The following is a 14,053-nucleotide window of genomic DNA, read 5'->3' as shown; positions in this document are numbered from 1 at the left end:
CGGCTCTTCTGGCGCGACGAACCCCCTCCGCGTAGGGGGATGTCCAAGACGATGATCGTCGCGCGACAGGCCATTCCAGAGGCTGTCAATGCCACATGATGTGTTCTGAGCCGCTAGAATGAAATCGAATTCCGGACACGTCCGTTTGCGTGCCACCCCCCGGCGAGCATGTCGGCTCCCCTGGGTGAGCGCATCGGGGCATTCACGACGGTGACGGGCACGGCGGGGCTACATCTTGTCTCCCTGCCGCGTGTCCGCGGCAGGAGGATTTCGCACTTGTCCTACGACGCTAGCTCAATCACCGTTCTCGAAGGGCTTGAGGCGGTCCGTAAGCGCCCCGGTATGTACATCGGCTCGACCGGTGAGCGCGGTCTGCACCACCTCGTCTACGAGGTCGTCGACAACTCCGTCGACGAGGCCCTGGCCGGGCACGCCGACCGGATCGAGGTCACCCTGCTCGCCGACAACGGCGTTCGGGTCGTCGACAACGGCCGTGGCATCCCCGTCGGCATCGTCCCCGGTGAGAACCGTCCCGCGGTCGAGGTCGTCCTCACCGTGCTGCACGCGGGGGGCAAGTTCGACGACAAGTCGTACGCGGTCTCCGGCGGACTGCACGGCGTGGGTGTCTCCGTCGTCAACGCCCTGTCCAGCAAGCTCGACGTGGAGATCCGCACCGACGGGCACTACTGGCGGCAGAGTTATGTCGAGAGCAGGCCCACCGCGCCCCTGGCGAAGGGGGAGAAGACCGACTCGACCGGCACCTCGATCACCTTCTGGGCCGACGGGAGCATCTTCGAGACCACGACCTGGCACTTCGAGACCCTCGCGCGTCGCTTCCAGGAGATGGCCTTCCTCAACAAGGGCCTGACGATCTCGATCAGGGACGAGCGCCCCGATTTCGTCGACGGAGAGGAGGGGGAGCCCCGGGAGGTCACCTACCACTACGAGGGCGGCCTGTCCGACTTCGTCAAGCACCTCAACTCCAAGAAGGAGCCGGCCCACCTCTCGGTGATCGACTTCGAGGCGCAGGGCGAGGGCATCGCCGTCGAGATCGCGATGCAGTGGAACAACTCCTACAGCGAGTCGGTCTACACCTTCGCCAACACGATCAACACCGCCGAGGGCGGCACCCACGAGGAGGGCTTCCGCGCGGCGCTGACGTCCATCGTCAACCGCTACGCGCGCGAGCAGAAGTTCCTCAAGGAGGGCAAGGACGACAACCTCGCGGGAGAGGACATCCGCGAGGGGCTCACCGCGATCATCTCGGTGAAGCTGACAGACCCCCAGTTCGAGGGACAGACCAAGACGAAGCTGGGCAACACCGAGGCGAAGTCGTTCGTCCAGAAGGCCTGCAACGACCACCTGCGCGACTGGTTCGAGCGCAACCCCGGCGAGGCCAAGGACATCATCACGAAGTCCCTGCAGGCCTCCCGCGCCCGCCTCGCGGCCCGTCAGGCCCGCGACCTGACCCGGCGCAAGTCGCTGCTGGAGTCGGGCTCGGGGCTGCCGGGCAAGCTGGCCGACTGCCAGTGGAGCGATCCGGAGAAGTGCGAGCTGTACATCGTCGAGGGTGACTCGGCGGGCGGCTCGGCCAAGGGCGGCCGCGACTCCAAGTTCCAGGCGATCCTCCCGATCCGCGGCAAGATCCTCAACGTCGAGAAGGCCCGGATCGACAAGGTCCTGCAGAACAACGAGGTCCAGGCGCTGATCACCGCCATGGGCACGGGCGTGCACGACGAGTTCGACATCACCAAGCTCCGCTACCACAAGCTCATCCTGATGGCGGACGCCGACGTCGACGGCCAGCACATCACGACGCTGCTGCTCACCCTGCTGTTCCGCTTCATGCGGCCCCTGATCGAGGCCGGGCACGTCTACCTCTCCCAGCCGCCCCTCTACAAGATCAAGTGGGACAGGAAGGGCGAGGACGCCTCCTACGCCTACTCCGACCGCGAGCGTGACGCGGTCATCCAGGCCGGTATCGACGCGGGCAAGCCCGACCCCCGGCCGCGCGACAACGTGCAGCGCTTCAAGGGACTGGGCGAGATGAACGCGGGCCAGCTCTGGGAGACGACCATGAACCCCGACACCCGCCTTCTCCTCCAGGTCACCCTCGACGACGCGGCCCAGGCCGACGAGCTGTTCAGCGTGCTCATGGGTGAGGACGTCGAAGCCCGCCGTTCCTTCATCATTAGGAACGCCCGGGATGTCCGTTTCCTCGACGTGTAGCGGTAGCCGTACCAGAAAAGGATCCTGACCTGTGACGGAAGTCAACACTCCGCCCGGCCCTCCGACCGACCGCGTCGAGCCGGTCGACATCCAGTCCGAGATGCAGCGCAGCTACATGGACTACGCGATGTCGGTCATCGTCTCGCGCGCGCTGCCGGACGTCCGCGACGGCCTCAAGCCGGTGCACCGCCGCGTGCTGTACGCCATGTACGACGGCGGTTACCGGCCCGACCGCGGCTACTTCAAGTGCTCCCGCGTCGTCGGTGACGTCATGGGCTCCTACCACCCGCACGGCGACACGTCGATCTACGCGACCGTGGTGCGGATGGCGCAGCCCTGGTCGCTGCGCTACACGCTGGTCGACGGGCAGGGTAACTTCGGTTCCCCGGGCAACGACCCGCCGGCGGCGATGCGCTACACCGAGTGCAAGCTCGCGCCCATCGCGATGGAGATGCTGCGCGACATCGACAAGGACACCGTCGACGTCGTCCCCAACTACGACGGGCGCTCCCAGGAGCCCCTCGTCCTGCCCTCGCGCTTCCCCAACCTGCTGGTCAACGGCGCGGCGGGCATCGCGGTCGGCATGGCCACCAACATCCCGCCGCACAACCTGCGGGAGGTGGCGAGCGGTGTCGTCTGGTGCCTGCAGAATCCCGACGCCGACGACGAGGAGCTCCTCGAAGCACTGATCGCCCGCGTCAAGGGGCCCGACTTCCCCACCGGCGCGCTGATCGTGGGCAGGCGCGGCATCGACGACGCGTACCGCACCGGTCGCGGCTCGATCACCATGCGGGCGATCGTCGAGGTCGAGGAGGACGCCAAGGGCCGTCAGTGCCTCGTCGTCACCGAGCTTCCGTACCAGGTCAACCCGGACAACCTCGCGCTGACCATCGCCGAGGCGGTGAAGGACGGCAGGATCAGCGGCATCGCCGACGTCCGCGACGAGAGCTCCTCGCGGGTGGGCCAGCGTCTGGTGATCGTGCTCAAGCGCGACGCGGTCGCCAAGGTCGTGCTGAACAACCTCTTCAAGCACACCCAGCTGCAGACCACCTTCGGCGCCAACATGCTGGCCCTGGTCGACGGCGTGCCGCGCACGCTCAGGCTCGACCAGTTCGTCCGCCACTACGTGGCGCACCAGATCGACGTCGTGGTCCGCAGGACCCGATACCTTCTGCGCAAGGCCGAGGAGCGGGCCCACATCCTGCGCGCGCTGCTCAAGGCCCTGGAGCGGATGGACGAGGTCATCGCCCTGATCCGCCGGTCGCCCTCGGCGTCCGCGGCGCAGGGGGGCCTGATGGCGCTGCTGGAGATCGACGAGATCCAGGCGCAGGCCATCCTCGACATGCAGCTGCGCAAGCTGGCCGCCCTGGAGCGCCAGCAGATCACCGACGAGTACGACGCGCTGATGGCGCAGATCACCGAGTATCAGGCGATCCTCGCCTCGCCCGAGCGGCAGCGCTCGATCGTCCAGGAGGAGCTCACCGAGCTCACCGGGCGGTACGGCGACGACCGCAAGACCGAGATCATCGCCTACGAGGGCGACATGTCGATCGAGGACCTCCTCGCCGAGGAGGACATGGTCGTCACGATCACCCGCGGCGGCTACGCCAAGCGAACCAACACGGACCTTTACCGGGCGCAGAAGCGCGGCGGCAAGGGCGTGCGGGGCGCGCAGCTGCGCCAGGACGACATCGTCGACCACTTCTTCGTCACCACGACGCACCACTGGCTGCTGTTCTTCACCAACAAGGGCCGTGTTTACCGGGTCAAGGCGTACGAACTGCCCGACTCCGGCCGTGACGCGCGCGGGCAGCACCTGGCGAACCTGCTGGCCATGCAGCCGGACGAGGTCGTGATGGAGGTCCTCGACCTGCGCGACTACGAGGTCGCCCCGTACCTCGTGCTCGCCACCCGCAGCGGCCTGGTGAAGAAGACACGCCTTTCCGAGTACGACTCGCCGCGCACGGGTGGTCTCATCGCGATCAATTTGCGCGAAGATGACGAAGTGATCGCTGCCAGATTGGTGTCGGAGGACGACGATCTCCTTCTCGTCTCGCGCGGCGCCCAGTCCATCCGCTTCACGGCGTCCGACGAGGCCATGCGCCCGATGGGCAGGGCGACGAGCGGCGTGATCGGCATGCGATTCCTCGACGGGGACGAGCTCCTCGCGATGAACCGGATCGCCGACGGCGACAACGTTCTGGTCGCGACCGAGGGCGGATACGCCAAGCGCACCCCTGTGGATCAGTACCCTCTTCAGGGAAGGGGCGGAAAGGGAGTCCTGACCGCCAAGATCGTAAGCGCCCGTGGCAAGCTGGTTGGCGCGGTCATGGTCAGACCCGAGGACGAGGTTTTCGCCATCACGTCCGCCGGAGGGGTTATCCGGACGAGTGCCGGGGAGATCAAGCAGTCTGGCCGCCAGACGATGGGGGTTCGGCTGATGAATCTGGCGGAGGGGGACAGCGTCGTGGCGCTGGCCCGCAATGCGGAGGCGCTGGAGACCGGGGAGAACCCGGTGACCGGGGAAAGCGCCGAGACGCAGGTGGAGACCGGTGAGAACGGGGAAGGGGAGAATCCGTGAATGCTCAGGGCAAGCCGGGATCGCGCCCCGCCTCCTCGTCGACACGCGATCAGGCGACGGAGAAGATGGACAAGATCGCTGGAACGAAGGACGTCGAGGCGGCCTCGTCACCGGTTAACGGTAGCGCGCCCGCGCCGGAGACCGATGGATCGGTATCCGACAATCGCAAGGGCAGGCCAAAAGTGACCACGACAGAGGACGGCAAGCAGGCCGACACCACGGTGCGGATCCGTCCAAGCGGATCTCCACCACCATCCGCGCCACCACAGTCCTCACATCCGCAGGGAGGGCAGCAGGGGCGTTCCTCCTCCGCGCCCTCGCCCGGGGGACAGCAGGGCCGTCCCCCGTCGGCCCCGCCGACGTCCCCAACCGGCGGGCAGCAAGGGCGTTCTCCGTCCGCCCCGTCATCGGGACAGCAGAGCCGGCCATCGACGGGCCAGCAGAACAACCGGGCCTCGTGGTCGCCCGGCAGCCTGTCGTCGCCCCAGGCCCCGGCCGACGCGGCCGACAGGAAGGCCGCGGACGTCGGCGGCCCGAGGTCGCCCCGCAAGGCGCACCTGGTGCTGCGCAGGGTCGAGCCGTGGTCGGCGATGAAGTTCAGCTTCGTCGTGTCGCTGGTCTGCTTCGTGGTGCTGTTCATCGCGGTCGCGGCCCTGTACATGGTGCTGTCCAGCCTCGGGGTGTTCGAGAACATCATCCAGACGGTCACCCAGCTCACGACGGCCGACGGCAACTCGACCAACGGCGTCGACATCGCCTCCTGGTTCGAGCCGGTCCGCATCCTGGGCTACACCGCCCTGATCGGCGCGGTGAACGTCGTGCTGATCACCGCTCTCGCCACCCTCGGCGCCGTGATCTACAACATCGCCTCCGACCTGGTCGGTGGCGTGGAGGTCACCTTCAGCGAGGCTGAGTAGTCGTAGTAGCGGTCCCGCCGAGTGTCCCCGCCCTCTTTCCGGGGCGGGGACATGGCGCGAGCAGGTGCCGAAACAGGGTAAGCTTTTCCCTGTTCGAGCGAACGGGTTCGTCTCCGCCAAACGGATACGGGACCGTTCGTCTGTGTGATGAGGGGCTATAGCTCAGACGGTTAGAGCGCTTCCCTGATAAGGAAGAGGTCCCAGGTTCAAGTCCTGGTAGCCCCACCTCGATAAACGCCCCGAAGCGATCATGATCCGGGGCTTTTTGCTGCAACGGATACTGCAACGGCCTCATTCGAACAGTCCGTTGACCTTCTTGATGGCGTCCTGGCGGCTCTCGCCGTCCCCGTGGGTGTAGATCTCCATCGTGACCGAGATTCGGCTGTGCCCGAGGATCTCCATCGCGTCACGTGGCGCGACCCCCAGCTTCTTGAGCAGCGACGCGGCGGTGTGCCGCAGGTCGTGAACCCGGATCGGCCGCAGCTTGTTCGCCGCCACGATCCGGGCGAAGGACCGGGCGAGGTTGCGCGGCTCGATCGGCCGCCCCGACTTGGTGGTGAACACGAGCCCGGTGTCCACCCAGTCCTCGCCCGCTTCCTCCCTGCGGATCTTCTGCCCGTCCCGCTGGATCTCCAAGGCTTCACGGACGACACCAAGGCGGCGGCGCGCCGCGCCGCCGCAACCGGCCCTCCGCCGCCCGCCGGCCGGGCGTGCGGCGTGGGCGTCGGTCCCGGACGGCGGCGGCCCGGGCCTCCACCGACCCGCGCACCCGCCGTACGCAAGGCACCCGCCGACCACCGGCACGCCGCCGCCTCCTGACACCCGGGAGAGCGGACGGTACGGTCGGCAGAAACGTCCCCTCGAAAGGGCGCCTCATGCTGGTCATAAGTACCGAGGAACCGCTGGCACTTGCCGTAGTAGACACGATCCACACCGGCGACCAAGCCGCGTTGCGTCGACTGCTCAGCGAGAATCCCGGTCTCGCGACGGCCCGACTCGGCGATAGCCCGGATACAGAAGGCGGTATGTCGCGCTCGCTCCTGCACGTAGTCACCGACTGGCCCGGCCATTTCCCCAACGGCGCCGCGACCGTCGCCACTCTTGTCAGCGCAGGAGCCGACGTCAACGCGAGATTCACCGGCCCGCACACCGAGACCCCGTTGCATTGGGCCGCGAGCAGCGACGACGTCAAGGTCCTGGACGCCCTGCTGGACGCGGGCGCCGACATCGAGGCCCCGGGAGCAGTCATCGCCGACGGCACGCCGTTGACCGATGCTGTCGCCTTTGCTCAATGGAACGCGGCGCATCGCCTCGTCGAAAGAGGAGCCAAGACCTTGCTTGGTGACGCGGCGGCTCTGGGCATCCTCGATCTCGTCACGGACTTCGTCGCGGGAGACCCGCCTATCCAAGAGGAGATCAGCCATGCGTTCTGGCTGGCCTGTCACGGAGGGCAGCGCCGCACCGCAGAGTTCCTCCTGTCCCAGGGCGCCGACCTGAACTGGCTCCCAACCTGGGAGTCCCTGACGCCCCTGGACGCCGCAATCCGCAGCAATGGGACCGAAGTGATCGACTGGCTCCGCTCACAAGGAGCTCTCAAGGCCGAGCAGATGAGCTGACAGCCCGGATCAATCGCGAACGGCTTACAGCCCGACGACGGAACGCGACGCCCCCGAACCACCGGCGCTCGGGCTACCCAACACCTTGATGCCTCCGGTGGGGGCCTCGGCTCCGGGATGATCGCCGGGAGCCGGCGCGCGGTCCCAGGTGGCTGAGGTGGTGGCCTGATCGTCCCGCTGCCACGTCCCAGACAAGCCCAGCAGGCCCGCTCCTACAGGTCAAGCCCGTCTGTGACCGTTGGCATCCCATGACCGTGGAACGGCGGCCCGTCGAGGTACACGCGAAGACGGGCTTGACCCTTCGTCGCCGGCCTGCTGCCACTTCGCGGTGGGACGAGGCAGACGGGACGATCAGGCGGACCAGGTATGCGCGCCCGCGTCGGGTACGGGCAGACCAAGGGGACGGGGCGGGTACTGCAACGTGTACTGCAACGGCCCCACACAACCGCTTACGGCCACGGCCATCGGTCACCGTCGCCGGACAGGCCGAGGCCCCGCGATCTCGCGGTGAATGGTCCTGATAAGGAAGAGGTCCCAGGTTCAAGTCCTGGTAGCCCCACGCAGCTCAGAGGCCATTTTCCGGCAGGGAAGTGGCCTTTTGGGATCTTCCGGGTGATCGGGTGAAGTGATCGACGTGCGGTCGACCGGCGGCTGGGGCGGCATGCGGGCCGTGGGTGGCGCCATCGAATCGGGGACACGCCAGGCACGGAGATCTTGCTCTGTGTGTTCTGATCGCTACTTTGTGTGTGCGTCTTGTTGATGAGCGAAACCTGACTCACTCGCCCCGTCGGAAGAGGACCATGCATCCCATCCGCATCTCCGGCTTCTTCGTCATGCTCACCTCGGCATTGGCGATCGCCTGTGCTCCTGTCCCCGCGGCCATGGCCGCCACCTTTCACCCCACACTCCACGCCGATCCTCCCGAAGAGGAGACCTGTCCCAACGGGCAGCCGAAACCGTGCGGCGCCCAGGAGGAACGCGGCGGCGTCGACGCCGACCGAGAAGAGACCAAGAAGGACACGGCCAAGGCGAAGGAAGACATCGCCGAAGCGAAAAAGAAGGTGGAGGAATGCCCTCCAACCTCGAAGCAGTGCATGGAAAACCTCATCGGCGACGGTGGCCAGCAGCGTAAGGACCTCGACGACACCCGGCAGGCACTGGCCAATTTCCGGCCCGCCCCCTCGGACAACGCTGCATCTGTCATCGCGGAAACATGTGACGAGTTCGCCGCGGGCCTGCCCGCCGTACTGCGCGACTCCCCTGACTTCTCCCAGCTGACCGGTGTCTGCGAGCTGATGAACCCATGATCGCCGTGAAATCTTCTCTTCGTCGGACACCGTTGGTCTTCACCGCCGTCCTGGTCACGCTCGTTCCAGCGACCGCCTTCGCCACCTCCGCACCCGGTGTGCCCGACGTTCCCGTCGCCCAGGCCTTCGACGGCGACAAGCCGTTGCCATCGGTGGACGAGGCGGTCAGGCGGTGCGCGGAAAATCCCGGTGCCTGCCGCTTCCGCATCGATTCACAGGCCTCTGGCGAGTACTACAGCGCCGTCAAGTCCCTGGGCAACGCGGTCATCAATTGCACCAAGGACCCGATCACCGTGGAACGCCAGGTCACCTTGCGTACCGGCAGCACGGACAACCTCGGCGGTGAGATAACCGGCAACATCTCGGTCGAGGGGCAGGTCAACGCCTCCGGAGAGGTCTCCGCGGGGGTGTCGGGAGAAGGCAGCGGAACCTTCACCACACCCAACACCCAGCAAGGTCCATACGCCGCGTTCAGCGCCAAAGGAGGGGCGAACGGCAACGGCAAGCTGGCGGGCTCGCTCGGCGCCAAGGGCGCGTTCGAGGGCGCCTTCAAGCTCCACTATCAGCGCAGCTGGACCACCGAGAACACCGAGGCGACCCAGTACACCACCACCGTACGCTCGGGCGACGCCCTGGTTTTCGGGGCCAGCTCCGCCATGCAGCGGGTCGCGGGAAAGATCACCATCGGCGGCCTGCAGGTGCGCAACGTCACGGTCGACGGCCCTTCGACCGTGAACACCAGCACCTTCGTCGCCGACACCTTCACCGTGCCGGGCGACACCTGTGACCGGTTGCGGCCCGCGAGCAAGACCGCCGTGGAAGACACCGTCAATCGCGGATTCCGCAGGGCTGATCGCTCAACGATCCTTCCCGCGCTGCCGGAAGGCGCGCGGCTGAGGCAACGCACGGTGCTCGCCGCCGAACGTTCCTGACCGCCCCGCCCAAGTGCCCCTTTTTCCGTGGAGATCATCATGACATCACCGCACGCTCCCGTCAGGGCCGCCGTCGCCGGTGCACTGTTGCTCGCCCTGGGGCTGGCAGCACAGCCCGCCGCCCCTGCCACAGCGTCCGCGCAGATCACAGGACCCGATACCAAGCCGGTCGCCGTCATCAACGGCGACTTCGCCCTGCCGGCCTTCACCGGCACCGGCCCGAACTGGACGGCTGTTCAGGGCTGGTCCGTCGGCTCGACCAACGGATCCGGCACATCCTCCGGCGTCGCCCGCTACGCGGGCACCGTCTCAGGCCACCCCGACGGCAAGACGGCCGTCATGCTTCGCCTCCCGAACGCCACCACTCACTCCTTCAAGCAGCGGCTGCGCGGTGTGCGCGCGGGCGCCCAGGTCACCGTCACCTTCGACGACAGCCCCAGCGTGGCCGCCGTCTGCACCCCGGCGGCCCTCAGCCAGGGTCAGGCCTACATCGTCGAGGGCGACGGCGGTCAGGCCGACGCTCGGACCACTGCTCCGGACCCGGACAAGAAACCCGGTGTCCTCGGCACCGGTGTCTGGCGCACCGGTCAGAGCTACACCTTCACCGCCGGTGAGCACGAGCCACTGCTCACCTTCACCTCCCAGGTGCCCGTCGCCGACAACGCCAGAGGCGACTGTGGACCTCTGATCGCCGATGTGCGGGCGACCCAGATCCCGCCGCCGGTGGACAAGACCATTCCGAAGACCGCGCTGCCGGCCTCCCAGGCCTTCTACGGCAACGATCGCAGGCCGGTCGCCGACGCCGTCAACCACTGCGCGAGCGCGCCCGGCACCTGCTCCTTCACGCCGCAGGAGGCCTACTCCTACACCTACTACGAGCCCGCGAAGGTCAACGGCGACACCTACATCAACTGCACCCGCAACGCCCTGACCCGCGACCGTCCCGTCACCGTCGCGGGGCGCTCCTACGGCGACCTGCCCGTCAAGGCCGGACTGCCGGGCGGCGCGGGCGCGGCCAGCTCCATGGCCCAGCAGTTCGCCACCGGTGCCGGAACGGCTCCCAGCTGGGTCACCTCCATCACCCACAACGTCACCGAGGTCGCCCAGCCCGCCGAGGCCTCATGGGTGGAGACCCAGGCGGGGCGTCGCCGTACGGAGGGTTGGTTCATCACCAGCCCGGCTCCCGCCGACCCCCACACCGAGTGGCGCCTGTACACCGTTCTTGACTATCCCGCCACCGAGCTGTCCGACCGTCTCTACCAGCGCACCGGCCCGATGACCGGATCCGAGAAGCAACGCTGCCAGTCCAACCGACCCGCCGCCGCCACTCCGGTCGGTGCCGACGCCCCCGCGGGCTTCGACCGCGCTTCCTGAAACGCGGACGGAGGTCGGAGCCGAGGTGTCCGTGCCCGGTGCGTACGAGACCGGGACGGACACTCCGAGTCGGCGCTCCTGCGGCCGAGACGTCCCGAGGTTGTCGGCCGACGTCCGCTGGGGCGACTGGAAAGAGGTAAAGGCGCTGTCGGCGTACGACACGCGACGCCTCCGGATCGGGCACTTCCTCATCGCGGGGTGGTGCGTGGCTTTTCGCAGGTAGGGGATGGCGAGGGCGAGTGGCGGTTGGACGTTTGCCCACGAGGGAGCGGGTAAAGACCTGGCCTCACGTGGAAAGAAGCGCCGCTCATGGAGTGTGGAGTCGCCGGGTAGGGCACACGTCCGAACGAACGATGTCCGCACCCCGTGTCGCGGAGCCGGTCAAGAACGGGGATTCCGGGGCGTGAGCAGCGGGATCCCATAACCGTGATCAGGTCATGTGCCGAAGCCGGGGCATCGCGTAACGCCGCCGGCTCTCGGCGGTCCGACCGCGCCCTGGGCGCGTCGGACCCCGAGGACCGAACGTGATCTCACACGGTGCCGTCACACCTTGAGGGGGAACGATGGAGAAGTCTCATCCGATGAAGGAAACGGTCGACAAGGTGGTCGACGCCGTGTCGGGCGATGGATCTTCGGGTGTGGTCCCCGGCCGGCCGAGCAGCGGGACACCGTCGCCGGATGAGCCGACCGAGCCCCGGGCGCCTCTGCCGCCCAAGCCCGACCAGAGCGGCCCCGATCCCTTCACCCCGACCGGGCAACCCACCGATGTGCCGCCGGCGGCGCGGGCGCAGGGGGGCGAGTATCTGACGACGGCGCAGGGCCTGCGGGTGGCGGACACCGACCACTCGCTCAAGGCCGGCCCCCGCGGGCCGGTGCTGCTGCAGGACCATCACCTGCGCGAGAAGATCATGCATTTCGATCACGAGCGCATTCCCGAGCGCGTCGTGCACGCCCGCGGCGCCGCCGCGCACGGCGTCTTCCGCGCCTACGGCAACGCCTCGACGGTGACGAAGGCGGCGTTTCTCGCCGAGGGCGTCGAGACCCCGGTCTTCGTGCGTTTCTCGACCGTTCTCGGGTCACGGGGGTCGGCGGACACGGTGCGTGACACGCGGGGATTCGCCACGAAGTTCTACACCGGTGAGGGTGTCTTCGACCTGGTGGGCAACAACATCCCGGTGTTCTTCATCCAGGACGCGATCAAGTTTCCCGACGTCATCCACGCGGCCAAGCCGCACCCCGACCGGGAGATCCCCCAGGCCCAGAGCGCGCACGACACGTTCTGGGACTTCGTGTCCCTGCACACCGAGGCCACCCACCACACCATCTGGAACATGTCCGACCGGGCCATTCCCCGCTCCTACCGGACGATGGAGGGTTTCGGTGTCCACACCTTCCGGCTCGTCAACGCCGAAGGGGAGACGACGCTGGTGAAGTTCCACTGGAAGCCCAAGGCCGGGGTGCACTCGCTGGTGTGGGAGGAGGCCCAGATCATCAACGGCATGGACCCGGACTTCCACCGGCGCGACCTGGCCGACGCGATCGAGGCGGGCGCCCACCCGCAGTGGGAGCTGGGTATCCAGGCGTTCCCCGACACTCCCGAGCAGACCTTCGAGGGCATCGACCTGCTGGATCCGACGAAGATCGTTCCCGAGGAGCTGGCGCCGGTTCAGCCGATCGGCCTGCTCACCCTCAACGCCAACCCGACCAACTACTTCGCCGAGACCGAGCAGGTCGCCTTCCACCCGGGTCACCTGGTACCCGGTATCGACATCACCGACGACCCGCTGCTCGCGGGGCGCCTGTTCTCGTACCTGGACACCCAGATCAGCCGGTTGGGCGGCCCCAACTTCGCGCAGATCCCGATCAACCGCCCGCACGCCCCGGTGAACGACATGCTGCGTGACGGCCTGCACCAGACGGCGGTGCACGCGGGCGTCGCCCCCTACAAGCCCAACTCCCTCGACGGCGGCTGCCCCTTCTTCGCGGGGCAGCAGCAGGGGGGTTACGTGGAGAGGCCGGTGCAGGTCGCGGGCCGGAAGGTGCGCGAGGCTCCGGCGTCGTTCGCCGACCACTTCAGCCAGCCCCGCCAGTTCTGGCTGAGCCTCACCCCGGTCGAGCGCGAGCACGTCATCTCCGCGTACACCTTCGAGCTCGGCAAGGTCTACGAGCAGCCGATCAAGGAGCGCACCCTGCGGGTGCTCGCCGAGATCGACTCGTACCTGTGCGCGCAGGTGGCCGCGGGACTGGGTCTCCCCGTGCCGGAGCCGACGGGGCCGTCGGCTCCGGTCGAGCCCAGCCCCGCGCTCTCCCAGCTCGGTCGGACCTGGCCCACCACCGGCCGGATCGTCGGCATCGTCGTCGGTGAGAACAGCGGCCTGGAGACGGTGCGCGCCGTTCGCCAGGCGATCCTGGACGGCGGCATGGTGCCGCTGGTCGTCGCCCCGGCGGGTGGAGTGCTCGGAGCGGACGGAGGCGATCCCGTCACCGTGCAGCGCACCTTCGCCACCGCCCGGTCGGTGGAGTTCGACGCCCTGCTGCTGGCCGGTGCGCCCGCACCGGGCAAGGACGCCTACGGCGCCCGGGACGCCAAGGCGGGCACCGGCACGCTCGCCGCGGGAATCGACCCGCGGGTGCTGCTGATGCTCGGCGAGGCGTTCCGCCATGCCAAGCCGCTCGGTGGCTGGGGAGACGCCGAGCGGGCGCTCACCGCCGCGGGGATCGACACCGCGGCACCCGGCGTGCTCGTCGGCGAGAGCGGCGACGGCGTGCTCGGGGAGGTCGTGCGGCTGCTGGGGCAGCACCGGGTCTGGGAACGCTTCCCCACCGCGATCGACATCACCTGACGGGAACGCTCGGGGCGAGGCGGTGGCCTCGTGGGCCGATGAGCGCGTACTCCGGCTCGTCGGCCCACGGACGGCCATCGGCCTCTCCCCGCACGCCGGTGACACCGGCCAACCTCGACGTCGACGCGCGCGATCACGGCGGCCTCTCCCCGTGCGCCGGTGACGCCGTATCTCCGGGCGCGCCACCTCAGGGGGCGCGTCGACCACGAGAACATTAACCCTTTTGGCGTGTTATGTCGTTTTTGTCAGGGTAA

The 14,053-nt window shown here is 68.0% G+C and carries 9 protein-coding genes and 1 tRNA gene; 9 read left to right on the top strand and 1 reads right to left on the bottom strand.

Annotated features, from left to right (window positions below; genetic code table 11):
• Positions 1–276 precede the first annotated feature (276 nt).
• From gyrB to AB0B90_RS30870, 4 genes are all read left to right on the top strand, one after another.
• Positions 277–2,229 carry a DNA topoisomerase (ATP-hydrolyzing) subunit B gene (gene gyrB, locus AB0B90_RS30885; protein WP_350941877.1) on the top strand — a complete coding sequence of 651 codons (1,953 nt, stop codon included), beginning with the start codon at positions 277–279 and terminating at the stop codon, positions 2,227–2,229.
• Between the two features lie 31 nt (positions 2,230–2,260).
• Entirely contained in the window at positions 2,261–4,810 is a 2,550-nt protein-coding gene (gyrA, locus tag AB0B90_RS30880) for a DNA gyrase subunit A (RefSeq protein WP_350941879.1), read from the top strand.
• Positions 4,811–4,992: 182 nt separating this feature from the next.
• Complete coding sequence (locus tag AB0B90_RS30875; RefSeq protein ID WP_350941881.1) at positions 4,993–5,727, top strand: DUF3566 domain-containing protein; 735 nt, start codon at positions 4,993–4,995, stop codon at positions 5,725–5,727.
• A 151-nt stretch (positions 5,728–5,878) separates the two neighbouring features.
• Positions 5,879–5,952: transfer RNA gene (locus tag AB0B90_RS30870), tRNA-Ile, on the top strand.
• A 66-nt stretch (positions 5,953–6,018) separates the two neighbouring features.
• On the opposite strand, the gene AB0B90_RS30865 is transcribed toward AB0B90_RS30870, so the two are convergent.
• Positions 6,019–6,363: a tyrosine-type recombinase/integrase gene (locus AB0B90_RS30865; RefSeq protein ID WP_362926044.1), complete on the bottom strand. Its 345-nt coding sequence runs from the start codon at positions 6,361–6,363 to the stop codon at positions 6,019–6,021.
• 239 nt (positions 6,364–6,602) lie between these two features.
• Here AB0B90_RS30865 and AB0B90_RS30860 point away from each other — a divergent pair, with 239 nt between their 5' ends.
• From AB0B90_RS30860 to AB0B90_RS30840, 5 genes are all read left to right on the top strand, one after another.
• Positions 6,603–7,343 (top strand): ankyrin repeat domain-containing protein, encoded by a 741-nt coding sequence (locus AB0B90_RS30860; protein ID WP_362926043.1) that lies wholly within the window; start codon positions 6,603–6,605, stop codon positions 7,341–7,343.
• Between the two features lie 800 nt (positions 7,344–8,143).
• Positions 8,144–8,650 (top strand): hypothetical protein, encoded by a 507-nt coding sequence (locus AB0B90_RS30855; protein WP_362926042.1) that lies wholly within the window; start codon positions 8,144–8,146, stop codon positions 8,648–8,650.
• A 5-nt stretch (positions 8,651–8,655) separates the two neighbouring features.
• On the top strand, positions 8,656–9,582 hold the full coding sequence (locus AB0B90_RS30850; protein WP_350941903.1) for a hypothetical protein: 927 nt from the start codon (positions 8,656–8,658) through the stop codon (positions 9,580–9,582).
• A 39-nt stretch (positions 9,583–9,621) separates the two neighbouring features.
• Positions 9,622–10,956: a hypothetical protein gene (locus AB0B90_RS30845; protein WP_362926041.1), complete on the top strand. Its 1,335-nt coding sequence runs from the start codon at positions 9,622–9,624 to the stop codon at positions 10,954–10,956.
• 563 nt (positions 10,957–11,519) lie between these two features.
• Positions 11,520–13,799 carry a catalase gene (locus tag AB0B90_RS30840; RefSeq protein ID WP_362926040.1) on the top strand — a complete coding sequence of 760 codons (2,280 nt, stop codon included), beginning with the start codon at positions 11,520–11,522 and terminating at the stop codon, positions 13,797–13,799.
• Positions 13,800–14,053: the final 254 nt, after the last annotated feature.

This window comes from Streptosporangium sp. NPDC049078 (assembly GCF_040648855.1).
Taxonomy (GTDB): Bacteria; Actinomycetota; Actinomycetes; order Streptosporangiales; family Streptosporangiaceae; genus Streptosporangium.
The sequence above is the reverse complement of the archived record's forward strand: the minus strand, read 5'-3'. Positions and strand labels throughout refer to the sequence as shown.

Coding starts and splice junctions, on each gene's coding strand:
- AB0B90_RS30860 (WP_362926043.1), top strand. CDS start 6,603: ATGCTGGTCATAAGTACCGAGGAACCGCTGGCACTTGCCGTAGTAGAC.
- AB0B90_RS30855 (WP_362926042.1), top strand. CDS start 8,144: ATGCATCCCATCCGCATCTCCGGCTTCTTCGTCATGCTCACCTCGGCA.
- AB0B90_RS30845 (WP_362926041.1), top strand. CDS start 9,622: ATGACATCACCGCACGCTCCCGTCAGGGCCGCCGTCGCCGGTGCACTG.
- AB0B90_RS30840 (WP_362926040.1), top strand. CDS start 11,520: ATGGAGAAGTCTCATCCGATGAAGGAAACGGTCGACAAGGTGGTCGAC.